Source organism: Desulforamulus reducens MI-1, assembly GCF_000016165.1.
GTDB classification, from domain to species: Bacteria; Bacillota; Desulfotomaculia; order Desulfotomaculales; family Desulfotomaculaceae; genus Desulfotomaculum; species Desulfotomaculum reducens.
Window position 1 is genome coordinate 43,676 of the sequence record NC_009253.1, and the last position, 22,413, is coordinate 66,088.

The following is a 22,413-nucleotide window of genomic DNA, read 5'->3' on the forward strand; positions in this document are numbered from 1 at the left end:
TAAAAATACTGCCTTGTGTGGCAGTATTTTTATTGCATTACAATAAGAAAATAAAAAAGATGAGGTAAAAAACTATATGAATGACTTTTTACAACTAGGTATCCGACGTGAATTAAATGAGCTGCTAAGGGTTTATGGAATAACAGAGCCAACCCCTATTCAAAAGCAGACCATACCTATTTTACTTTCAGGTAAAGATGTAATTGCGCAAGCACAGACAGGTACAGGGAAAACTCTGGCCTTTGTGCTGCCAATTCTCGAAAAAATTGATGCTAAAAAATCCTATATTCAAGCTCTGATCCTTACACCTACCCGGGAGCTAGCTTTACAAATCACCACAGAAGTAAAAAAACTAGCTTCCAAGATGGATGCCAATGTACTGGCTGTATATGGTGGACAGGATGTGGAAAGGCAAAATAAGAGGTTACAGGGTAATACCCATATTGTTATTGCCACACCGGGGCGGTTATTAGATCATCTAGGACGTGGGACCATCCGTCTTACCGGAGTGTCTATGTTGGTACTGGATGAGGCAGATCAAATGTTACATATGGGTTTTCTAAACGAGGTAGAGAAAATTATTCACCAGACATCTGCCAAACGTCAGACGATGCTATTTTCGGCAACCATGCCTGCGGAAATTCGTGCACTATCTGTGAAATATATGAGGAAACCGATGGATATTCATGTGCGAGGTACAGGGATTACCTTGGAAAAAACCAAACAGATTGCTGTTGAGACCACGGATCGGACGAAGCAGGAAACTCTTCGCAAGCTGCTTGATGAGTATCAGCCTTATTTAGGTATTATTTTCTGCCGCACTAAGAGAAGAGCCAGTGCCCTTAATGAAATGTTACTAGCCCACGGATACAATTCCGATGAGCTACATGGAGATTTATCCCAGGCCAAGCGGGAGCAAGTGATGAAACGTTTCCGCGAAGCAAAACTACAAATACTGGTTGCAACTGATGTGGCCGCCCGGGGTTTAGATGTGGAAGGGGTTACCCATGTATTTAATTATGATATTCCTCAGGATGTGGAGAGCTATATTCATCGCATCGGCCGTACAGGACGTGCTGGGGATACAGGTTTAGCAGTTACTTTTGTTTCTCCCCGGGACCGGACGGATTTGCAGATGATTGAAAAAGGCATCGGCATGAAGCTTGAAAAAAGGTCGGCCCATCGTCAAACCATCCAAGAGGTTCCCGGCGACAAGACGTTTGTTAAAAAATCAACAAAGGAAAAGGCTGGCCCTTATTCCACAGAAAAGGCTATGAAAAATAAAAAACCCCTAAATGGAAAGCTAGGTTTTAAAAAGGGGAAGAAAAATAGCACTGAAGCAAAATCCATAAAGGAAGTCGCTCCACTAAAACAAAAGCGTAGAAAAGAAAGTCCATTATCCAAGAAAAGGACCAGTAATAAGAATGGTAACAGTAGGGGTAAAAAGTTGGTAAAATAATTTTAAGCATTATGTGGTGCAAAGAAAAAATAACCCCATGGTGGGGTTAAAAATTGGCAATGGTGCTTGCTGTAGCTGGTTTTAAGTTATTTAAAGGGTAGACTAAACCAAGTTTTTTCCATTTGTGTACTCCCATGGTATGATAGGGCAAAAGCTCCACTTTTTTTACTTGATCACCCAGCGAGTTTATAAGCTTCTCAAGTCGATACCTATATTCTGGAGAATCGTTCATTCCTGGTAGAACCACATAGCGTAACCAGAGAGGAGTTTTTTGCTGGCGAATATAATCAACAGCCATTTGAAATGTTTCAGCCTTTCCTCCTGTTAGCCAATGATAAAGGCTATCATCCACAGCCTTAACATCCAATAAAAGCAGATCGGTAAAGGGTAAAATCTTTTCCAAAGCGCCGACATCGATACAACCGGAGGTATCCACCGCTGTGTGGATACCTTCTTTTTTACATTGCTGCAGAATAGCAAAAGCAAAATCAGGCTGCAAGAGTGGTTCCCCGCCGGATAGGGTAATGCCACCGTTGTTGTGAAAGTAGGATTTAAAACGACGTACCTTTTTTACGATTTCATCGCTGTCCATTTCCTGACCACCTAGCAGATCCCAGGTATCGGGATTATGACAATAGCGGCACCTTAGTAAACAGCCTTGAAAAAACACCACACAACGAATCCCCGGCCCATCCACCGTACCACAGCTTTCAAAGGAGTGTATTCTTCCCTTCATGTTTAACAGCCCCTTTATTTAAAATCTTTCAAAAAAAGTCCTTTTAATAACTTCCAGCTGATGAGCTCTGCTTAACTTGGTAAAGTGAACGGCATAGCCGGAAACTCGGACTGTTAATTGTGGATAGTTTTCCGGTTCTTCCATCGCCCTTTCCAATGTGGTACGATCCAGAACATTGACATTTAAATGATGGGCTTGTTGATTAAAATAACCCCTTAAAATGTTGACTAGGTTAGCTTCCCTGTCTTCATGGGTTTTCCCCAGGGCAGCGGGAACAATGGAGAAGGTATTGCTAATACCGTCAAGAGATGAATTGTAGGGAAGTTTTGCCACAGAATTAAGGCTTGCCAAGGCGCCGTTCACATCCCTGCCGTGCATGGGAGTAGCTCCCGGTGCAAAGGGCTCACCCTTTTGCCGCCCATCCGGCGTAGTACCGGTTTTTTTACCATACATAACATTGGAGGTAATGGTTAAGATGGATAGTGTATGTTTGGCGTTGCGGTAAGTTGTGTATTTTTGCAAATTATTATTAAAACTACGTACCAGTGCCACCGCAATATCATCCACCCGATCGTCATCATTGCCGTATTTAGGAAAATCCCCCTCAATCCTAAAATCCACAGCAATTCCTTCTTCATTTCGGATAGGGTACACCTTAGCATATTTAATGGCGCTAAGGGAGTCTGCAACCACCGACAATCCTGCCATACCAAAGGCCATCAGTCTTTCTACGTCGCTATCATGCAAGGCCAGTTGGATTTTTTCGTAGGCATATTTATCATGCATAAAGTGAATAATGTTCAGGGTATTTACATACAATTTGCACAGCCAATCCTGTAACAGTAGAAAGTTTTTCATAACCTTCTCGTAATCCAGATAGTCATCATCCAAGGAAGGAATGGGCGGTGCCAGTTGTTTACCTGTCATTTCGTCTTGGCCACCGTTGATAGCTAATAACAACAGTTTTGCTAAATTAGCCCTGGCCCCAAAGAACTGCATTTGTTTGCCTATTTTCATGGCAGAAACACAGCAGGCAATGCCATAATCATCACCGTAATACTCTCTCATTAAGTCATCATTTTCATATTGAATGGAACTGGTTTTAATAGATATTTGGGCACTGAATTTTTTAAAATTCTCCGGCAAACGGTCTGACCAAAGAATTGTTAAGTTAGGTTCTGGCGCAGGTCCCAGATTGATTAAAGTTTGTAGAAAACGATAGGAATTTTTTGAAACCAAGGTTCTGCCATCTAAGCCCATGCCACCAATGGCTTCAGTAATCCACATAGGATCCCCGGCGAACAATTTATCATATTCCGGAGTTCTCAATTGTCTGGCTAAGCGAAGTTTAATAACAAACTGGTCAACCAATTCCTGGGCCTCTGTTTCTTGCAAAACTCCCGCCTCAATGTCTCTCTCAATGTAGATATCTAAAAACGTACTGACTCGGCCCAAAGACATGGCGGCACCGTTTTGTTCTTTAATGGCACCAAGATAAGCAAAGTATAGCCATTGAAAGGCTTCCTTTGCATTGGCCGCCGGAGAACCGATGTCAAAACCATATTGTCTGGCCATCTCTTTTAAATCAACTAGGGATTTAATCTGCTCCCTAATTTCTTCCCGGAGTTGAATGGCTTGGGAAGTAAGGGTGTGTGTTGGCATATTAGCCAGATCCTTTTCTTTTTCTTCAATTAAGCGATCAACTCCGTATAGAGGAACCCGCCGGTAATCCCCGATGATTCTGCCACGTCCATAGGCATCTGGCAGACCAGTAATAATGCCAAGACTTCTAGCCAGACGCATTTCTGGAGTATAGGCATCAAAAACCCCATCGTTATGCGTCTTTTTATATTTAACAAAAAAATCTTCTAACTGTTTGTCTAAGGAGTAACCATAGGCTTTACAGGATTCCTTGGCCATCCGCAAGCCGCCAAAGGGGTTCACAGAACGTTCCAGAGGCTTTTCTGTTTGCAAACCAAAAATCAATTCCAAATCACGGTCAATAAAACCTGGTCCAAAGGTATTAATTCCTGTGGCCCGACTGGTATTGATACTTAACACACCATTATTTTTTCTTTCTGCCTGGAATAGTTTTAGGCATTTTTCCCATAGTTGTTTGGTTTTTGGAGTTTGTTCACAGAGAAAATTACTTTTTCCTTCATAGGGTTTGTAATTGCATTGGATAAAATTACGTACATTGATCTCCTGTTGCCATTTAAATCCTAAAAAATCAGACCATGCTTGTTTCAATGAAACCATCTCCTTTCTAAAAACAAAGACCGCCTGGAACAATAACACAGAAACGTGTATTGCCCAGGCGGTCGGCTTAAAAAACAGTTACAATCCTTTGTGGTGCTCCACAAAAATCCGCCAGTCATGCAACTGTAGTTATTAAGTTGATGATGAGCTTATTATAGCATCCTTTACCCATTTTGCAATAGAACCATTGTTTTACATTTCATTAGAATTTTACAACTTTCCCTTTGACTAACCGTATCTTAAAATATAAATAAATAACTACCTGCTTTAGGAGTAAAAGTTCTTTTACGGCATATAAGTTGCACGGGCTAGGAAAAAATATCTAGTTGCTGGAACATTTTTGGTAACAGGTTCGTCTACCGATTTAGAAGGGGGGATAATCCGTGAATTGCCAGGTTGTCTTAGAATTACTCTCACCCTACCTGGACGGAGTCCTTGACCCTGTCGAACATGCCACCGTTCAAAAGCACTTGGCCAGTTGCCCTGCTTGTAGCAGGGAGTTGGCAGAACTGAAGGCATGTATTGACCTGTTGCAGGAACTTCCTGACATAGCTCCGCCGGCTGATTTTCGAGCTGGCTTAATGGAAAAAATTGATAGATTACCTTCAAGCACAAAATCAAATGATCAAAGAAATTGGTTTGATTGTGTGAATGGGGTTACCCGTAAGTCATGGTATAGAACGGTTGCCGTGGCAGCAGTTATGGTAATGACTTTGGGTGTAACTTCCCTGTGGCAAAATGAAGGACATCAATTAATTCCTGTTCCCAATGAAGCACAGGAAATTGCTGAACAAACTAACAACCAACAGGCCAGACAGGAACCCTTGGGTGATTTACAAACAACCAAACCTACAAGTGATACTGTTACCAAGAGTGTTAATAAAACACCTTCTAAGGGTAAGGTTGAGGCTACCAATACAAAATCCCAGGGATTCAAGGCAGTGCCCAAGCAGGCTGAAAAGGCAACCCCTGTCACCTTGGCTAGCCAAAATGACAGAAGGTTTGTGCCGGAGAATTATCAGCCGCAACCCAGTATAGGAATGACCGCAAGGTCAGTGACCTTAAAACTGGGCGTTCAGGACCAGAGTGAAGCGTTAAAATCCATCGGGTCCATCACTCAAAGTAATAACGGCTCCATTATGGTACCTTATAATGAAAGTAATGGCAAGTTGGCAATTAAAGTTCCTGTCCAAACAAGTAGATCAGTAGAAAGTCAGTTAAAGCAATTAGGCCAAGTTATAACTGACATGCCCTCTGAGAGAGATTTAAGTGGGCAGCATGAACAAGCAGTGAACGCTCTGGAGCAATTGAAGGTTCAACAGTCAGACTTACAAAAACAGTTGTCTGAACAATCCGACCCGGGCCTAGAGCAGCAGTTGGCCAATTTAACCACGGTTATTAACCAACAAATTGGGTTAATACAGCGCTTAGAACAACAAAGCAATTATTCTGTTATTACCGTTACCATTGAGTAATCCGACTCCCACCGATTTTTTCGGTGGGTTTTATTTTTAAAAATTAAATAATTGTTAGGTTATTAATAATTATGTATACTAAGTAAGTGGCAAGAGTTAATGGGCAGAAGTAAAACTTGTTTAGATTGTCTATAATTTACTCTTGACTTGTGTGATAGAAATTAATATAATCTAACATGTAGTCGCTAACTCAAACTTAATAAATTCTATGGAGAGGTGGCCGAGTCCGGTCGAAGGCGCATGACTGGAAATCATGTAATGGGGTAACTCATTCGCGGGTTCGAATCCCGCCCTCTCCGCCACCTAAAACATTAAGTCTATGACCGTGCTAGATGGGGAGGTAGCGGTGCCCTGCACCAGCAATCCGCTGTAGCTGGGTTGAATTCCTACTCGAGGGTATGACTTGTGAGGTCTGGTCATCGTAAGGGGCGTTGACGACCGGGTCTTACGCAGCGTAGGCTCTCGAACCGTGTCAGGTCCTGACGGAAGCAGCACTAAGGGAAACCCTACGGGTGCCGTAAGATAGCCTGGTCTGAGCAACCTGCGTTGGTTCGCTCGGAAGTTATTACTCGACGGTAGGTGCACGGTCTCTAAATTTTAAATTCTTAAGTTAAGCTGTCTGTATTATACAGACAGCCTTTGTTTTTTACAGCGAGTTGGTGTCTGCTGTTTTTTTATATATGTATAAAAACTGAAGGATGTTGACAACCCATGAAATTAGATTTATGGGGAAGCTCGTAGTCAGCGGTTGTCCATGAATATGTCATTAAACGGTAGATTTATTAAGAAAATCTATATATAATAGTTTTTAATTTAATTAACTGGCGAATCATTAGGAGGTGTACAAATGGAAATTAAAGTTTTGCTAGAGGGAGACCAGTCCTTTGAAGTTTCTCAAGGTACACCGGTAATGGAACTATTAAAGATTCGACACAAAGAAGGCTCTGTTCCGGTTGTTGCTGCCTTTATTGACAATGTACTAAAGGATTTAAGAACCCCGTTAACTTCTGATTGCCATGTAAGATTTGTGGATTTAACTATGCCAGAGGGAGTTCGTGTTTATAGACGCAGTGTAACAGCGTTGTTGATGCGGGCTATTTCAGAAATTCTGCCAGGAAGTAATGCAGTAATACAACACTCCCTAGGTAATGGGATTTATGGAGAAATCCATTACGACCGACCACTAAAGGATAAGGACATTGCCAGAATAGAAAGACAAATGCACTATATTATCGAAGCAGATGAACCGTGGGTTTTAATGAATCTTAAAAAAGAGGACGCTGAGCGACTTCTTACAGAGGCTGGACAAACCGAAAAGATTCAGTTGCTTCATTACCTTCCGAAAGAGGAAATAGAACTCTACTCCTGTGGAGGATATTACGACCTTTGCCACGGGGCACTGGTGCCCAGCACAGGGATATTAAAGAATTTCCGACTACGCTTTTATTTACCCGGATTTATCCTAGAGCTGCCCAATCTGGAAAGCCCCAGCAAAATTCCCCCCTATATTGAGCAGGGGAAGTTGGCTAATATTCATTTTGAGGCCAAAAAGTGGGCCAATATCCTTAAGGTTAACAATGTGGTCTCTTTAAATGATGTAGTTACCAAGGGGGATGTGGGAAATTTAATTCGGGTATCTGAGGCCTTTCACGAGAAAAAAATTGGCGAGATTGCTGATCAGATCAGTGACAATATTGATCGTATTCGTATTGTGTTAATTGCTGGCCCCTCATCATCAGGTAAAACATCATTTGCCCAGCGGTTATCCACTCAATTGCAGGTTAACGGCATTCGTCCGGTGGCTATCTCCTTGGATGATTACTTTGTTGACAGAGAAATGACACCCAGGGACGAAGAGGGAAACTATGATTTTGAGAGCATCTTTTCCATTGATATTGCACTATTCAACGATCACTTAATCAAATTAATACAAGGTGAAGAAATAGAATTACCGTATTTTAATTTCAAAACAGGAAAGCGTGAATATCATGGAGAACGCCTGCAGTTAGGTTCCGCAGATTTGCTTGTGGTCGAGGGGATTCACGGTTTAAATGATATGTTAACTAGTTCCATTCCCAAGGGGCGGAAATTCAAAATATATGTCAGTGCCTTAACCCAGATTAATCTCGATAACCAAAACCGTATTCCCACCACGGATGTTCGGCTGTTACGACGTATAGCCAGGGATCAGCGTTGCCGGGGACGCTCTGCTGGTGAAACCATCTCCATGTGGTCTTCCGTACGGCGGGGGGAAGAAAAAAATATTTTTCCCTTTCAAGAAAGTGCCGATGTCATGTTTAATTCAGCCTTACCCTACGAACTGGCTGTTTTAAAGAGTGTGGTTGAGCCTCACTTAAAACAAATAACACCCGAGTACCCCGAGTATGCGGAAGCCCAGCGTTTGCTTGACTTTGTCAGTTATTTTGCTCCCTTAGGGCCAGACGAGGTACCCTTGAATTCTATTGTAAGGGAGTTTATTGGTGGTAGTTGTTTTGTTGGCACAGTAAGGTAATATAAAGAAAAGAAGCACCCTCAAGCAATGCTTGAGGGTGTGCTGTTAACGTAATAATTTACGGAGCTGAATATGTTTTCAGGGGTATAATCGGTGCAGCGGGATACAGCAATGGTTACAGGATGCTTCAAAAACCTATCTCCCTTCAAAAACGGATTTTCACTTTGGTTATCATTATATTACAATATATTATAGCCCCGTTTTAGGGCATAAAGGCGATAAAAGAATATTCAATGTCAGTGGCTTTTAATAATGAAATCTCTTTTCCTGCTTTCCAACAGTCTAAAAAATGCCCAAAGTTTTCTTCCTGTTTTTAAATTGTATGGAAATAACCTGTTAAAAAGGAAATGAGTATTAAAGGGCGAAACAATATGGAAGAATATAATGAGGTGTGTTTAGCTTGGCATATAAGGCGTTATACCGAACCTGGCGACCGCAATATTTTAGCGATATTGTGGGGCAACGGCACATTACAAGGACTTTACAGAATGCTTTATTACAAGATAAAGTGGCCCATGCTTATCTTTTCTGTGGTCCCAGGGGAACGGGGAAAACCACAACTGCAAAGGTATTGGCAAAGGCTTTAAATTGCCTCGTCCCCACCAGCGGAGAACCCTGCAATGACTGTGAGAATTGCAGGGCTGTCAATGAGGGTAATTCTGTGGATGTGGTGGAGATCGACGCTGCTTCCAACCGGGGTATTGATGAAATTCGTGATCTAAGGGAAAAGGTTAAATTTGCCCCTTCTACTGGGGAAAAAAAGGTATATATTATTGATGAAGTTCATATGCTTACGGATCAAGCCTTTAATGCCCTATTAAAGACCCTGGAGGAACCACCGTCCCACGTTGTCTTTGTACTGGCAACCACCGAAGCCCACAAGGTACCGGTTACTATTCTCTCCCGATGCCAGCGATTTGATTTTCGCCGCATTAAACCCGACGAAATGGTAGGAAGATTGCAAGAGGTTGCTCAAGGTGCAAATATTGAAGTGGAAGAAGAAGCACTTCAATTGATCGCCAAGGCAGCAGAAGGGGGGTTGCGGGATGCCCTGAGTATATTGGATCAGGGTGCAGCCTTTGCCGAGAAAACCGTCACAACCGAAGATATTCATAGCATACTAGGTACGGTAAAGCAGGATATTTTGGTCAAAATGACCCATTGTTTAGCAGAAGGAAAGGCCGGGGAGGCCTTAAAATTGGTGGCCGAAATATCAAACCGGGGCAAGGACCTTAGACTTTTTGGCCGTGAAATGACTTCTTTTTTAAGAGGTCTATTGGTGGAAGGGATTGAAGGACGTCATACAGGTATTGGCAATGAAACGCTTTTTAGTATATTACAAGTACTGGTCCAAGCGGAGCAAGAGATGAAATGGAGTTCTCAACCGGCTTTAGTCTTAGAGTTGGCCTTAGTAAAGGCTGCACGACCGGAAATTGCAGGTACCACTGAAGCATTATCCCGAAGGGTTGCTGAATTGGAAAAACGTCTTGAGCAGGGCGTGGTGATTACAGCCCCGCGGGAAACAGTAGCACAGGTGGAAGAGAGAACCCTAGGGGTGAATAAGCAGGCCCAACCGGATCAAACAAAAATTTCGGAGCCGGTAGAAGCAGTTACTTCGGAACCACTGGTTATGGCTAAGACTCCTATTGCCAGCGACTCTGCAACTGCTGAAAAAATTAAAAAGAACTGGCCAGCCCTAATGAAAGGTATTAAAGAAGGCAAGAAGATGCCCCTTTGGTCCCTACTAAACAGCCACCAGCCAGATTTGGAAGTACAGGGTCATACTCTGATAATGTATTTTCAGGAAGACTTTGATATGAGGACAGCCGATAAACCAGAGTACAGAAAATATATGGAGTGGCTGCTGGGTAAGCACTTTGATGGACAGTGGGAGGTACGCTGTGTGCATGGAAAAAAGTCCATGCCTAGATCGGCGCCGACACCTGAGAACGACCCGGTCTATACAGAGGCAGTCCGTATTTTTGGCAAGGATATCGTATATCTGGAAAATGACCCCGACTAGACCCTTAGGGGGCAGAATATAAAGGAGGAACTGAAAATTATGATGGGTGGAAATATGAACAAAATGATGAAGCAGGTTCAAAAGATGCAGCAGGATATGGCTAAAATGCAAGAGGAACTGGGAAACCGTACGGTGGAAACCACTGCCGGTGGCGGTGTGGTAAAAGTTGTGGCCAGCGGTAAACAAGAAATTATCAGCATTACCATCAAGCCGGAGGCTGTTGATCCAGATGATGTGGAAATGCTGCAAGATTTACTGATCACTGCGGTGAATGATGCCCTTCGTCAATCCCAGGAAATGGTGGCTAAGGAAATGGGCAAATTGACTGGTGGTCTGAATATACCGGGGCTGTTCTAATAGGTAGTTCTTTGGGTCAGGCCGTTAGCCATTAGTGTTGGTATTAAAATAATATAAAGCTAAAGGTTGATAGCTTAAGATAGATGGCAGAACTTAAACCAATAGTTTGATTAATAAGTATTTCTCTGAGGTCAGGCGTTAGTCTTTGGACATCGACTGTCGGCTTTTAAAAAATATAAAAAAGCCGAAGGCTGATGGCTGAGGGCCGATGGCTGGACCCTAAAGCGAGGCTGATATACACATGTTGTACTACTCCGGGCCGGTGGCCAGGCTGGTAGATGAATTTGCCAAGCTGCCGGGAATTGGGCCCAAGACTGCCCAAAGACTGGCCTTTCATGTTTTAAATTCACCGCCGGAGCTGGCACAGGGGCTGGCGAAAGCCCTAGTTGAAGTGAGGCAATCAATAAAACGCTGTTCCCTTTGTTGTAATCTAACAGATGAAGACCCCTGTTCTATCTGTCAGGATACCACCAGAAACAGTAACTTGCTATGTGTAGTGGAGGAACCAAGGGATGTCATTGCCATGGAAAAAGCCCGAGGGTATCGGGGGTATTATCATGTTCTGCACGGAGCAATTTCACCAATGGAAGGGATACGTCCAGAGGACTTAACCATAAAGGAACTTCTACATCGTTTACAGAATGGTGATATACAGGAGGTTATTTTAGCAGCCAATTCGGATGTGGAAGGAGAAACCACAGCCCTTTACTTGGCTAGACTATTAAAACCTCTGGGTGTAAAAGTTACTCGCATTGCCCATGGCATTCCTGTGGGCTCGGACCTTGAATATGCCGATGCCATGACCTTGAATAAGGCATTGGAGGGCCGTGGTGAATTTGGATAAAAGTCTCCTAACCATTAGAAAACATTGTCATAAAGTTTGTCTAAACCCCCTATATATAGCTAGGGGGGTTTTTCTTATAGGTAGTTCTTTGGGGTCAAGCTGTCAGCCCTCAGCCGTCAGCTTAAGGAGCATTAGGAGAGGTCCTTGTGCCATGGGCCATAGGCCTTGGGCTTTTTGATGCATGTTTTGCTAGGGGTCTTTAGCCCATGGCCCATGGACAAATATAAGGAGGGGTTTGCTTTGGAATGGAAAACCATTGTGCTTAGTTTGCTGGGCCTTTTTGGTTTATACCTTTTTGGGACAATCTTTGCTCGACCGCTGGTCCTACTTGGCAAATTGGGGTTATCACTGGTTGTTGGCGGGGTATTACTGGCCCTAGTAAACTTTGTTTGCAGCGGGCTGGGAATTCATATTGCAATGAATCCCGTTACACTGATCACTGCGGGTATTTTACAAATCCCGGGAATTGTACTTCTAGTACTGGCAAATTACGTAGTTCTTTAATTTGATTGATAATTATATCAAATAAATAGAAAGATATTTATTTTTGCATCAATTAGAACTTTCATCCCTTCAGGGTGCTCTGTGGAGGAATTGAGCAACTCTTATAGGCTTTAAAAAACATTCTAAATGGGGTAATTTAGTCTTTTAAGAGAGATTTTAAACCTTTGGCCAGAGAATAAAAATAACACTCGAACAGTGGAATAGCTTGTTGAATTGTGTAACAAATTATTGACTTATTAAATTCATGATATTATACTGAAGGTAATAATCGGGATAAGAAATATCCCGGTTATTGTTATTTGTAGGTCTTTTAGGAATTTTCTGAAATGGGTAAACTAAGCCCATGAAAAAGAATGGAGGTGGGTTTGCCATCTCAGCTAGAATTGTTGAAGCATACGTTGGCGAGTACGCCAGTGGCAAAAGTGAAGTGGCTGTAAACCGAGCCCTAGAGATTGGCCGGAGCGGCCGCAAAGTTAATCTGGTGGACCTAGACATCGTAGAACCATGCTATACATTGCGTCCAATCAAAAAAGAGCTTGAAGAAAGCGGCCTCACAGTCATTGCTTGGGAAACCAAAGATACCGTTGGCCTAGGTGAAGCAGGAAATATTATTAAACCTGAAAGTAGATGGGCATTATATCGTGAGGGAGATGTAATTCTTGACATCGGCTATGGTGTTGAAGGGGCTAAAACACTTAACCTTTTAGAGGGTGTCGATGAAACTCCGGAACTACAAATCTATGCAGTCCTAAATGCCAAAAGACCCATGACCTCAACTGTGCAGGAAATACTTGATTACATAAAGGAATTGGGGCCTATCCATGGGTTGATCAACAATACTCATCTGGGCGATGAAACAACTCCAGAGGTTGTTCAGGAAGGCGCTCAGATCATAGGTGAAGTATCTAAAATTCTGGGGATCCCCGTAGTGGTCACCACTGCGGACCAGGAAGTTGCGAAGAAAATCGGCCAGGTGGATGGTATGGGTAACCCCGTACGACCGCTGACCCGGTATATGCCTCGAACTTTTTGGTAGGACAACCAGACCATCATACACAAAAATGTTTTTGGAACCAAAGGGATCTAATTAATTCAGGAGGTGTGGTATCTCTCATGTCCGAAAAACCCATTACCGGAGAAAAACGGGCGTTCATGACTGGTAACGAGGTAGTTGCCTGGGCTTGTTTAGCAGCAGGTGCCGATATTATGTACGGCTATCCCATTACCCCGCAGAACGAAATTATGCACTACTGGACCCGTCAAATCCCCAAGTATGGCCGTAAATTCCTGCAAACCGAAGACGAGCTGTCTGCTGGTTTTACCACAGTGGGTGGTGTTTTAGCAGGTCTGAAGGCTTTTACCGCCACCGCCGGTCCTGGTAACACACTGATGCAGGAACCCATGTCCATGGCTGAAATGATGCGACTGCCAGTCGTAACCATTGTTCAGCAGCGTGGTGGCCCGTCCACTGCGACAGTTATTTACTCCCAGCAGGAAGTTACTCTGACCACCCAAGGTGGTAACGGTGAGGGAATGCGTATTGTCTATTCCCCCAGCAACCACCAAGAACTGTTTGATTATACCATCAAAGCTTTCAATACCGCATGGAAATATCGTTTCCCCACCTTTGTGCTGGGCGATGGTTATCAAGCAAAATTACGTGAATCTGTAACTCTGTATGATCCTGAAGAAAAAGGGATTGAAAGAGTACCCTCAGAGAAATATGTTGGTAAACCAGGAACTCCTGGTGTAGATCGCGAACCCGGACATTACCGTAACACCTATAACACCGAAGAAGAACTCTTTGAAGTGCTGCAACAACATTTTGCCGACTTCGAAAAAATGACTCCTGAAGTAGTAGAATATGCTCAGGACAATGTAGAAGATGCTGATCTGGTAATCGTAGCTCACGGTGTGGTTTTCCGTGGCGTACGGGATGCCGTAAAAGAATTAAGAGAAGCGGGCTACAAGGTAGGTTTCTTCCGTCCCATTACCCTCCGCCCCTTCCCTGCGGAGCAGCTCAAGGCCATTGCTAACAAAACCAAAAAACTGCTGATTGCTGAGTCCGCCCAGGGTCAGTTGGCTAAACTGGTTAAGGATGCCATTTACGGTGCATCTGCTGAAATTGTACCTATGTTCCGTCCCGGTGTAGGTATCACCACAGAACAAATTGTGGCAAAAGTTAAAGAGGTGCTCTAAGGTTTTTAAATTAAGGAGGGAGGTTCCAACATGTCTGTGTCTCCACAGCCTGCCATGCCTAAAAGCTGGCGTGTAGAAAGTAAGCCCCATAAATTCTGTCCCGGTTGCGGCCACGGCCTGGTATTAAAATGCCTGGGTGAAGCCATTGATGAACTGGGTATTCAAGATAAAGTCGTATTCGGATGTGACATTGGATGTTCTTTGCTGTCCTGGGATTTCTTCAACTGTGACAGTGTACAAACCCACCACGGTCGTACCACCCCGGTAATGACCGGTATCAAGCGTGCAAATCCCGACGCGATCTGTGTAGCTTACATGGGTGATGGCGGCGGTTATGCCATTGGTATTGGCGGTATTGTTAACGCTGCTGCCCGTAACGAGAAAGTAACTGTACTGCTGGCCAACAACACCGTTTATGCCATGACCGGTGGTCAGATGTCCCCCTGTACCATGCCTGGACAAAAGGTTGAAACAGCTCCCTATGGACGTGACCCTGAAGCAACTGGTATGCCCACCCAGGGACCTGAAATGATCTCTGCCATCACTGGAGACGGTGCCTATGTTGCCCGCGGTACCACTTCTAACTTAAAGCAATTAAAGAGTTATATTAAAAAAGCGCTACAAAACCAAATGGAAGGCAACGGCTTCTCCTTCGTAGAAGCACTGGCTGGCTGTCCCACCAACTGGCGGACCAATGCTGAGAAGACCTGGGCCTTTATTGAAAAAGAAATGCCTCAGTACTATAAAGTAGGGGAAAAGAAAAATCCCTTTGAGGCTAAAAAGGAGGCTCAGCAGAATGGCTAAAGCTGTAAAAATCTGCTTGGCCGGTGAAGGTGGCCAGGGTGTTCAATCCGTAGCAGAAATTCTTGCTGCTGCTGCCAATGCAGAGGGCCGCGAAGCACTCTACATTCCTAACTTTGGTGTTGAGCAGCGTGGTGGTGTATCCATCGCATATCTTCAGATTGCTGATAATGCAATTGGCGCTCCTAAATTTGACAAGGCAGATATTCTGGTTGCTTTAAGTGATCGGGCTGTACGTCGTTGCAAACAATATGTCGACGCCAATACCGTTTATGTATACGACACCAGCATCGAGGGTGTAGAAAAGGATGTTCCCCAGGAAGGTGAAGCTAAGAAGGTATTAGCTATTCCAGCCCTGGAAATTTCCAAAAACGAACTGCATCCCCGGGTGTTTAACATTCTGATCATGGGTGCTGTTATTGGTGCCACCGGAGTGATTCCTGTGGAAGCTGCCAAGGCTGCCATTGAAAAGAAATTGGGTTACAAATTTGAACAGAATCCTCAGCTGCGTGAACTGAACTTCAAGGCCATTGATCGCGGCATTGAGCTAATGAAATAGGGGGGGAAATCATGGAATTCAAAGGTCGTACCCTGGAATTAACCAAAGCTGATTGGACTCTTTTCCCCGGTCTGTGTAAGGGTTGTGGTCTGTGCATCCAAAAATGCCCTAAAAAATGCATTTCCTGGTCCAAAGTACTGGGTGTGTATGGCACCCCCTCGGTAGAAGCCAATGACGAATGTATTGCCTGTGGTATCTGCCAGATGGTATGCCCCGACACAGCGATCCGTGTGGATAAGAAAAAAGCGCAGGCTTAAGGGTCTGGCATAAAAAAGAAGCATTCCCGTTTTAGGGAATGCTTCTTTTTTGCCATTCTTTTAGGGTCACACCGTCGGCTGATGGCTGAAGGCCCGACCCGCTAGCCTTTCCCTTTAGCTCTCACCACCGCCGCGATCAACAGTACCAACGGTATGCCGTATTCAAAGGGTATAGCATATACAGTCCAAATTCTCTTGGCAAACTCTGCTTCTTCTATGGTATTGGAGTAGGCAATGATAGAATAAACCATAATTAAGGCGCCGGCTGGGAAAATCAAGGGTTTATAGTCGGACAATCTAGCCCAGTGGGAGGCGCTCAGCACAAAGGCATAATAACAGATGAGAAACTTGCAGACAGAAAAAATAAACCAACTTAAAGCCAATAAAGGTACAATCAGGTTACTTCCTGAAGCATTGGTAACAGAGATTAAAACAGCGTCAGCAGTTCTGGCTACCATATCGGCACCCAGGACAATTACAGGCGTTGCCAGGGCAAAAACACCAGCCAGTGCTGTAGTTAAAAGACCCGTTGAAAGATAAAGATTTAGGTTCTTAATATCTTTAATATGAAAAATGACCATACCAAACAAAACAATTTCCCCCATTGGAAAAGTCGCTTGGTTAAGGCTGGCGTGAATTACCGGAGCCCAGCCATGGCTCAATACAGGCAATAAGTTATCCAGTTTTGCCGTTTTGGTGGAGAAGGTAATTATTATAAGGTAAAATGGTATATTTAAAAGCATTAGAATACTAAAGGCCCGGGTTATAGTTTCAATACCAAGCCTCAGGGCAAAGGTCCCAAGAGTGACTATAAATAGATGCGTAACCCACAAAGGGGTTTCAAATAGGACTGCTACATGAATATAACTGCCGATATTACGTAAAACCAAGGAGCTTAAGTGGAAGGCAAACCAAATCGTTAAAAGTCCCAATAGTTTACCAGGTATTCCCAGGATAGAAGAACTGTATTGTACCAGAGATTGCCCCGGGAATCTTCTATTTAGTGCCACCAGCATAGCTACCAGCCCCAGGCCGGGAATCGCTGCCAGTGGAGGTGTCATCCATGAGTCCTGATGGGCTAAAGCAGCGGCAGAAGTGGGCACCAGTATGGTCGCTGTACCAATGGTAAAGCCCACAAGTAAAAGAAAACATTGTTTAGGCGAAATGTACTGGTTTTGCAAGTTAATCACTCTTTAATTTAATATTATTGTTTAGAGTCCTAGTTGTTAGCCTTAGTTTTTAGGCCACAGCTAATGGCTGCAGACTAGATCCGATAGTCATGTCCTTTAGCCGATCAGGTCCAGGTCCCCAGCAGTTGCTCCAGTTGTTTGGCTAAGGGTTCAAAAATTACCTCTATCAGCTTGGTTGGGTTGGGCATATCAATATCCAGGGCCAGACCGTAGCTGTAGACCATGGCTGGTAACAGCAAGATGGAAAAGGCCAGCAAATCCCGCCACATTTTTTGCACCACCAGTCGGGGTACCTCCAATATAATAATGATGATATAAGCCAGGGAAATGAATAACAGGTTGAACAGCATAGCTTTCACCGCCTACTTGTTTTTTTTCCGAGGATTAACAGAGGTAGTAATCAGGCCGGTAGTTTTTATTTTGCCATCTACCGTCACTTCCACCTCCAGATCCTTAAACAGCTCAGGCCAGCTCTGGGCCAATTCCTTATCCCATTCTTTGGGAAAATGTTGGTGGACAACTCGGCCAAAACCCAGGACATCGGTGTTTAGTTCCTGGGCTCTGGTTATTGCGGCCATTACTTCCTCTTTAACTACCGTATTCATTTGCTGCTCAATATCTTTAACTACCTTTTTATCCAGCTCATAGATGCCGGGGAGGGCTTCAGCAAGACTACCGGTGACTTTTATCTCAACCTTCATCACCAGTTGGCCGTCCTGTACCACGGGCTTCAGCTTACTAGAGGAGCCAAACATTTCTACAGAAAGCCTTTGTTTTTCCTTCTCTAATACCAGAACACCAGATTTAATCTCGCCCTTGATAAATAACAATCCTCTGCTTTCCTTGGTGTTAAACCAGCCCACCATTTTATCCTCATGGAATACGGCTGTATCACTAATTTTTATTTCATATTCCCGGGGTGCTTCCTGGACTCTGGAGGTAAGTTTGTTCATATCCTTCATGGGGCCCTTAAAAAAATTAACCCCGGCCGTGAAGGGCTGTGTGTCGGGATTATCCATCGTCCTCAGAAAATCACCTAAACTAGTTACGGCGTACTTGGCGTTGCGATTCCTTGTTTTGATGACATCAGCCATAATTTTAGTGGGGGGCTGAAAGGCCATTTCTCTTGTTTGCATAACGTCATTTAAATCGCCCTGGGCAATTAACACCCAGGTACTTTGCTTAATTTCCGGATCTCTCTCTAAAAAATCAATAGCCTCCAGCAAGCCCTTTCTGGCTAACCTTTCTGAAAACACAATAACTTGTGCATGGGACCAAAAAAGGGGGGTGGGGGACTGGAGTGTTAGATCTCGAATGGCATCAAACAGAGTTTCGCCAGTGGCATACCAGTTGTGAAAGGATATAACCTCACCGGTTTTGTCCCCGCCCCCTGCCCCGGGTTGCTGAGGTATCATTGTTTGGCCAATTACTATAATTTTGCCGTCTTCTGTTTGATCAATGCCTGCACCTATAATAATTCCAGTATTTTCTGCCTCCCGGTGATCCCAGCAGCCAGAACTAAAGAAAGTTATAAAAAAGATCGCCAGCAAGGGGATTAACTTAGCTTTCATGGCTGCTCCTTTCTTTAGCCTAGTTTATCCGGTGTACCCGGTTGTAGATTTTCCTTCATGCGCTGCCTGTTGCGCTGTACCAACTCCTGAGGGCGATTAACTTTGCTCCAGTGGGCTGACCTTAACAGGGTATCCTTGATACCATCCCAGTTAAAGGGGGCAATGGGTGAAAGGTAGGGAACCCCGAAGCTCCTTAATGAACATAGGTGCAGCAATACGGCCAGTAGGCCTACCATCAACCCGAAAAGGCCCAGAACGGCGCTAAGAAGCATTAAGGGAAAACGAATTAGCCGAACGGCAGTGCTTAGGCTGTACTGGGGTATGGTAAAGGAGGCAACACCCGTTGCGGCTACAATAATAATCATTAGCGGGGATACTATATTGGCCTGGACCGCCGCCTGGCCAAGAACCAGTGCCCCAACAATGCTGATGGTGTTTGAAATATTAGCCGGTAGACGAATTGCTGCTTCCCGAATGGTCTCAAATAAAACTTCCATTATTAAGGCTTCTACCACCGCCGGAAAGGGTACGCCCTTTCGGGCTGCAGCTACGCTGACAAACAAGGTGGTGGGCAGCATTTCTTGGTGAAAGGTGGTAATGGCTATGTATAAAGAAGGTAAGGTTAAGGCCAAAAATAAAGAGAAAAATCTTAACCACCGGACAAAGGTTGACCACTGGTACTTAGTATAATAATCTTCTGACGTTTGCAGGAAGGACATTAACTCACCCGGAGCGATTAGAACAAGGGGGGTGGTATCGGTTAATATTGCCACCCTGCCTTCCAATAAATCCCCTGCCACCCGGTCCGGTCGCTCTGTATTACCCAATTGGGGAAAGGGAGAACGGGGATTGTCTACGATAAAGCTTTCCAGGTAACCGCTCTCCAGGATAGCATCCGTTTCAATTCTCCTCAGCCTTTCACGTACTTCCTCAATTAGTCCCTCGGAAGCGAGGCCTTTGATATAGACAATGGAAATGTTGGTGCTGCTGATCTTGCCCAGCGTAATATTTTCAAACACTAGATTTGGGGTTACCAGCCTTTTACGCAGCAGGCTAATGTTAATGGAAATATTCTCCACAAAGGCTTCCCGGGGTCCCCGTACGGCATTTTCGTAATGGGGTTCCGGAATGCTTCTGCTCTTATAGCCTTTGCTGCTAATAATAAAACAATGGGCAAAGCCTTCCACAAACAGGGCTACTTCGCCGGTAAGAACGTTAGATACCACTCCCTGGAAATGGTTGAAGGTTTCCATTTGGGCCCGGGAAATAAGTCCGCCGTTGGTTAATAATTTTAGCATTTCGCTACCGGAGCTGTCTTTCAGGCGGGGTTCCAGCAACGGCTTCATGATTTCTCCACCCAGCAGGGCAGGGTCAATCATGCTGTCCAGAAAAATAATGGCAGCCTCTAGGGTTTGGTCGTGGCCCAGGACGAATTTTCTCTGAACATAGTCGGCATTATGGCCCAGGAGATTATTAATATGGTTAAGGTTACGGTTAAGGTTATGATCTACCTTAAGGGAGATTAGCTCTTCCCTGGTATAGGGCTGAGTTGGGTTTATATTTTCACCAGGTTTGTCTTGGCCGGGCGGGCTCGGTTTTTTTCTCTTTTTAGCAGCACCCAGATTTTTTAAGCTTTGGAAGAAAGCCATGTTTAAGTTCTCCCCTTTACATTTTTGTTTCTGTGACGAATCAATGAAACACTGAATAAAATTAAGGTGAGACCTAAGTTGGCAAAAGTAATAAAAAGCGGAACTGTGTATTGGGAAGAATTTAACAGATCAATTATATTATGCCAGGAAACAATAGACAGCAGTAGTATAAAGGCACCCCCTGGCAGTACCAAGGGCCGGTAACACTTTAGGTTAAACCATTGGGCCAGCCCGTAGACCCCGGCAAAAAAGAATGTGGTTAATTTTAACAGCATGCTTGGTACCCAAATAACCATAAAGAAGCCGCTGGGCTGAAAAAGAAAAGCTTGAATATATTCCGGTGGTTTGGCCAGGGCGTAAAATAAGGGGAAAATTAACCTACTGGATGTAGCAGCACCAAAAATTCCTACCGTTACTATTATCACACTCTCCAGCATGATAAAAAGTATAAAAATTGCCAGCAATGAGGCTGGTTTGGCACCGGACTGGTTCTTAATGAAGGGCATCAGCATTAAAATCACTGCCGTTTGCCCAAACCAGGCAGCCGGTGAAACTGAACCGTATAATATGGGTCCTATTCCCTTGAAAAAATCAGGTTTTAACATAGACCAGTTTATTGTCCAGACATAGGTAAAAAAGACTAAGAGAATAGTTAATATGCTAAAAAATAAAATTATACCGTTAGCCCTTACAATAACCTCCAGACCCAGGTAAAGGACCAGGCAGGATAACAGGGTTAGTACCAGGGCGATAACCAGGGGCGGCGTCTTTGGCAAATATACTGTAGACATCAATTCTGAAAACTCACGAGCCACAATGTAAGCGGCATAGAAAAAATAATAGATATATATAAAACCTACCAGTTTGCCCAGGGGAAAGCCTAAAATATCCACCGAGTAATCTATTACTGTTTTATTGGGATATCTTAGCCCCAGTGAACAGGCCAGGCATGCCACCAGTAAACCAAAACCAAGAGCAATAAATAATGACAGCCAGGCGTTTGGCCCCGCTCCCTTGGAAGTAATGCCCGGAATAAATAGGATAGCTGTGGCAAATACAATACTAATCATGTAACCCATGGCCTGCCAGTGGGATATTTTCCATGTTTCCACAATTTTCACCTTAACCTATTTAAAAAATGTATTTTTGGTATTATCTAGATATTTTAGTATTTTCTTTTCTGCTAAAAATATGTATAGGAATAGAGTAATTAATAACCTGGGGCCAAAAAAAGACTAAAGATATCGATTTGATAATATATATCGATATCTTTAGTCTTATTCAGCTTAAATTGACCAAATTTTACGCAGGAGCATACAATACAGTGCAAGAATATAGTCTTATCGCTAGTTTTTTTGGCAAAACTATGATTATAAACCGGGCAGGAGGGTTGGTGCTTATGCAAGAAAAATCAAAGTGCGTTTTATGCAAGGCAGCAGTACAGGAAACTAATATTGGTATTAGGATTTTGGGTAAGTACATTTGTACCAGTTGTGAGCAGAAGATTATTAACCTATCCTGGGATGACCCCGATTACGAAGCCTATAAAAGCGGTCTTAAGAAAATTTGGCGCTTTAATGAGGCCTGACTTTTAGCTAGGGCCTCTTTCTTTTTTTCTAGGCGGTACTTTCGGTAAGCTAATTCGATATCATTTTTTACTTCACGTAAAGTAAAGAGATCAATTCCCGTATGGGCGGCAATTTCTACATCACTTTGACCATTTTTCCATAATCGTATTAATTTACGGACACTGGTACGGTACTTCTTTGAGAGAGCCTGTTCGTCAATTTGCGGGGACTTTTGTTGCCGCATATTGTGCTCCTTTCTTGGCCTGTGCCGGAAATATTTAATTTCTAATCATTAAAAATAGTTATTATTATTCTTCCCAGCATAAACAAACCTATAAGATTAAACAATTGGCAATTAAAATAGAAACTAAAATAGAAGATAAAAAATGTATGTGATAAAATAAATTGTTAAGATATTTTTTGACCTTGCTTAGTCACAGGGCATAAGAA

General features: G+C 43.6%; 21 protein-coding genes, 1 tRNA gene, 1 other RNA gene and 1 riboswitch. Of the genes, 15 read left to right on the plus strand and 8 right to left on the minus strand.

The window, feature by feature from the left end; translation table 11 throughout:
* Positions 1-76: 76 nt before the first annotated feature.
* The gene (locus tag DRED_RS00230) at positions 77-1,459 is read left to right on the plus strand and encodes a DEAD/DEAH box helicase (RefSeq protein ID WP_011876431.1); all 1,383 of its coding nucleotides are present in this window, start codon (positions 77-79) and stop codon (positions 1,457-1,459) included.
* A gap of 46 nt (positions 1,460-1,505) precedes the next feature.
* Here the strand turns inward: DRED_RS00230 and pflA are convergent, their stop codons facing one another.
* Positions 1,506-2,195, minus strand: a complete 690-nt coding sequence (gene pflA, locus DRED_RS00235) for a pyruvate formate-lyase-activating protein (RefSeq protein ID WP_011876432.1) — start codon at positions 2,193-2,195, stop codon at positions 1,506-1,508.
* 18 nt (positions 2,196-2,213) lie between these two features.
* On the minus strand, positions 2,214-4,445 hold the full coding sequence (gene pflB / locus DRED_RS00240) for a formate C-acetyltransferase (protein ID WP_011876433.1): 2,232 nt from the start codon (positions 4,443-4,445) through the stop codon (positions 2,214-2,216).
* Between the two features lie 54 nt (positions 4,446-4,499).
* Positions 4,500-4,583: riboswitch (ZMP/ZTP riboswitch) on the minus strand.
* A gap of 254 nt (positions 4,584-4,837) precedes the next feature.
* On the opposite strand from pflB, the gene DRED_RS00245 reads away from it, so the two are divergent.
* The 13 genes from DRED_RS00245 to DRED_RS00300 all read left to right on the plus strand — a co-directional run bounded on the left by DRED_RS00245 (position 4,838) and on the right by DRED_RS00300 (position 15,985).
* Entirely contained in the window at positions 4,838-5,929 is a 1,092-nt protein-coding gene (locus DRED_RS00245; RefSeq protein WP_011876434.1) for a zf-HC2 domain-containing protein, read from the plus strand.
* Positions 5,930-6,139: 210 nt separating this feature from the next.
* Positions 6,140-6,231: transfer RNA gene (locus DRED_RS00250), tRNA-Ser, on the plus strand.
* Positions 6,232-6,252: 21 nt separating this feature from the next.
* Positions 6,253-6,516: signal recognition particle sRNA large type (ffs, locus tag DRED_RS18075), an RNA gene on the plus strand.
* A 260-nt stretch (positions 6,517-6,776) separates the two neighbouring features.
* Positions 6,777-8,441, plus strand: coding sequence for a nucleoside kinase (locus DRED_RS00255; protein ID WP_011876435.1), 1,665 nt, complete (start codon positions 6,777-6,779; stop codon positions 8,439-8,441).
* Between the two features lie 391 nt (positions 8,442-8,832).
* On the plus strand, positions 8,833-10,464 hold the full coding sequence (gene dnaX / locus DRED_RS00260; RefSeq protein WP_420794765.1) for a DNA polymerase III subunit gamma/tau: 1,632 nt from the start codon (positions 8,833-8,835) through the stop codon (positions 10,462-10,464).
* Between the two features lie 39 nt (positions 10,465-10,503).
* A complete protein-coding gene (locus DRED_RS00265; RefSeq protein ID WP_011876437.1) occupies positions 10,504-10,821 on the plus strand; it encodes a YbaB/EbfC family nucleoid-associated protein in 318 nt (105 codons plus the stop codon).
* Between the two features lie 241 nt (positions 10,822-11,062).
* Positions 11,063-11,665 carry a recombination mediator RecR gene (recR, locus tag DRED_RS00270; RefSeq protein WP_011876438.1) on the plus strand — a complete coding sequence of 201 codons (603 nt, stop codon included), beginning with the start codon at positions 11,063-11,065 and terminating at the stop codon, positions 11,663-11,665.
* Between the two features lie 240 nt (positions 11,666-11,905).
* Positions 11,906-12,169, plus strand: a complete 264-nt coding sequence (locus tag DRED_RS00275; protein WP_041274350.1) for a pro-sigmaK processing inhibitor BofA family protein — start codon at positions 11,906-11,908, stop codon at positions 12,167-12,169.
* A 343-nt stretch (positions 12,170-12,512) separates the two neighbouring features.
* On the plus strand, positions 12,513-13,205 hold the full coding sequence (locus tag DRED_RS00280; protein ID WP_011876440.1) for a hypothetical protein: 693 nt from the start codon (positions 12,513-12,515) through the stop codon (positions 13,203-13,205).
* A 77-nt stretch (positions 13,206-13,282) separates the two neighbouring features.
* The gene (locus DRED_RS00285) at positions 13,283-14,368 is read left to right on the plus strand and encodes a transketolase C-terminal domain-containing protein (RefSeq protein ID WP_011876441.1); all 1,086 of its coding nucleotides are present in this window, start codon (positions 13,283-13,285) and stop codon (positions 14,366-14,368) included.
* 30 nt (positions 14,369-14,398) lie between these two features.
* Positions 14,399-15,172 carry a thiamine pyrophosphate-dependent enzyme gene (locus DRED_RS00290; protein WP_011876442.1) on the plus strand — a complete coding sequence of 258 codons (774 nt, stop codon included), beginning with the start codon at positions 14,399-14,401 and terminating at the stop codon, positions 15,170-15,172.
* Positions 15,165-15,728: a 2-oxoacid:acceptor oxidoreductase family protein gene (locus DRED_RS00295; protein ID WP_011876443.1), complete on the plus strand. Its 564-nt coding sequence runs from the start codon at positions 15,165-15,167 to the stop codon at positions 15,726-15,728. The genes DRED_RS00290 and DRED_RS00295 overlap by 8 nt, the downstream gene beginning before the upstream one ends.
* An 11-nt stretch (positions 15,729-15,739) precedes the next feature.
* The gene (locus DRED_RS00300) at positions 15,740-15,985 is read left to right on the plus strand and encodes a 4Fe-4S dicluster domain-containing protein (RefSeq protein WP_011876444.1); all 246 of its coding nucleotides are present in this window, start codon (positions 15,740-15,742) and stop codon (positions 15,983-15,985) included.
* A 101-nt stretch (positions 15,986-16,086) separates the two neighbouring features.
* On the opposite strand, the gene DRED_RS00305 is transcribed toward DRED_RS00300, so the two are convergent.
* The 5 genes from DRED_RS00305 to DRED_RS00325 form a co-directional block, all read right to left on the minus strand.
* Positions 16,087-17,166 carry a GerAB/ArcD/ProY family transporter gene (locus DRED_RS00305; protein ID WP_011876445.1) on the minus strand — a complete coding sequence of 360 codons (1,080 nt, stop codon included), beginning with the start codon at positions 17,164-17,166 and terminating at the stop codon, positions 16,087-16,089.
* A gap of 113 nt (positions 17,167-17,279) precedes the next feature.
* Positions 17,280-17,525, minus strand: a complete 246-nt coding sequence (locus DRED_RS00310; RefSeq protein WP_011876446.1) for a hypothetical protein — start codon at positions 17,523-17,525, stop codon at positions 17,280-17,282.
* A gap of 12 nt (positions 17,526-17,537) precedes the next feature.
* Positions 17,538-18,746, minus strand: coding sequence for a Ger(x)C family spore germination protein (locus tag DRED_RS00315; protein WP_011876447.1), 1,209 nt, complete (start codon positions 18,744-18,746; stop codon positions 17,538-17,540).
* Between the two features lie 14 nt (positions 18,747-18,760).
* Complete coding sequence (locus DRED_RS00320) at positions 18,761-20,395, minus strand: spore germination protein (RefSeq protein WP_011876448.1); 1,635 nt, start codon at positions 20,393-20,395, stop codon at positions 18,761-18,763.
* A 2-nt stretch (positions 20,396-20,397) separates the two neighbouring features.
* Complete coding sequence (locus DRED_RS00325; protein WP_011876449.1) at positions 20,398-21,507, minus strand: GerAB/ArcD/ProY family transporter; 1,110 nt, start codon at positions 21,505-21,507, stop codon at positions 20,398-20,400.
* 287 nt (positions 21,508-21,794) lie between these two features.
* On the opposite strand from DRED_RS00325, the gene DRED_RS00330 reads away from it, so the two are divergent.
* On the plus strand, positions 21,795-21,983 hold the full coding sequence (locus DRED_RS00330) for a sigma factor G inhibitor Gin (RefSeq protein WP_041274723.1): 189 nt from the start codon (positions 21,795-21,797) through the stop codon (positions 21,981-21,983).
* Here the strand turns inward: DRED_RS00330 and DRED_RS00335 are convergent.
* Positions 21,938-22,207, minus strand: coding sequence for a hypothetical protein (locus tag DRED_RS00335; RefSeq protein ID WP_011876451.1), 270 nt, complete (start codon positions 22,205-22,207; stop codon positions 21,938-21,940). The two genes, DRED_RS00330 and DRED_RS00335, sit on opposite strands and share 46 nt — an antisense overlap.
* Between the last annotated feature and the right edge of the window lie 206 nt (positions 22,208-22,413).

What these genes read in the sequence shown, in the direction of transcription:
- DRED_RS00265 (WP_011876437.1), top strand. Translation starts at nt 10,504, where the DNA reads ATGATGGGTGGAAATATGAACAAAATGATGAAGCAGGTTCAAAAGATG.
- pflA (WP_011876432.1), bottom strand. Translation starts at nt 2,195, where the DNA reads ATGAAGGGAAGAATACACTCCTTTGAAAGCTGTGGTACGGTGGATGGG.
- DRED_RS00330 (WP_041274723.1), top strand. Translation starts at nt 21,795, where the DNA reads ATGCAAGAAAAATCAAAGTGCGTTTTATGCAAGGCAGCAGTACAGGAA.
- DRED_RS00310 (WP_011876446.1), bottom strand. Translation starts at nt 17,525, where the DNA reads ATGCTGTTCAACCTGTTATTCATTTCCCTGGCTTATATCATCATTATT.
- DRED_RS00315 (WP_011876447.1), bottom strand. Translation starts at nt 18,746, where the DNA reads ATGAAAGCTAAGTTAATCCCCTTGCTGGCGATCTTTTTTATAACTTTC.
- DRED_RS00320 (WP_011876448.1), bottom strand. Translation starts at nt 20,395, where the DNA reads ATGGCTTTCTTCCAAAGCTTAAAAAATCTGGGTGCTGCTAAAAAGAGA.
- DRED_RS00295 (WP_011876443.1), top strand. Translation starts at nt 15,165, where the DNA reads ATGGCTAAAGCTGTAAAAATCTGCTTGGCCGGTGAAGGTGGCCAGGGT.
- DRED_RS00280 (WP_011876440.1), top strand. Translation starts at nt 12,513, where the DNA reads ATGAAAAAGAATGGAGGTGGGTTTGCCATCTCAGCTAGAATTGTTGAA.
- DRED_RS00335 (WP_011876451.1), bottom strand. Translation starts at nt 22,207, where the DNA reads ATGCGGCAACAAAAGTCCCCGCAAATTGACGAACAGGCTCTCTCAAAG.
- DRED_RS00300 (WP_011876444.1), top strand. Translation starts at nt 15,740, where the DNA reads ATGGAATTCAAAGGTCGTACCCTGGAATTAACCAAAGCTGATTGGACT.
- DRED_RS00290 (WP_011876442.1), top strand. Translation starts at nt 14,399, where the DNA reads ATGTCTGTGTCTCCACAGCCTGCCATGCCTAAAAGCTGGCGTGTAGAA.
- DRED_RS00255 (WP_011876435.1), top strand. Translation starts at nt 6,777, where the DNA reads ATGGAAATTAAAGTTTTGCTAGAGGGAGACCAGTCCTTTGAAGTTTCT.
- recR (WP_011876438.1), top strand. Translation starts at nt 11,063, where the DNA reads ATGTTGTACTACTCCGGGCCGGTGGCCAGGCTGGTAGATGAATTTGCC.
- DRED_RS00285 (WP_011876441.1), top strand. Translation starts at nt 13,283, where the DNA reads ATGTCCGAAAAACCCATTACCGGAGAAAAACGGGCGTTCATGACTGGT.
- DRED_RS00230 (WP_011876431.1), top strand. Translation starts at nt 77, where the DNA reads ATGAATGACTTTTTACAACTAGGTATCCGACGTGAATTAAATGAGCTG.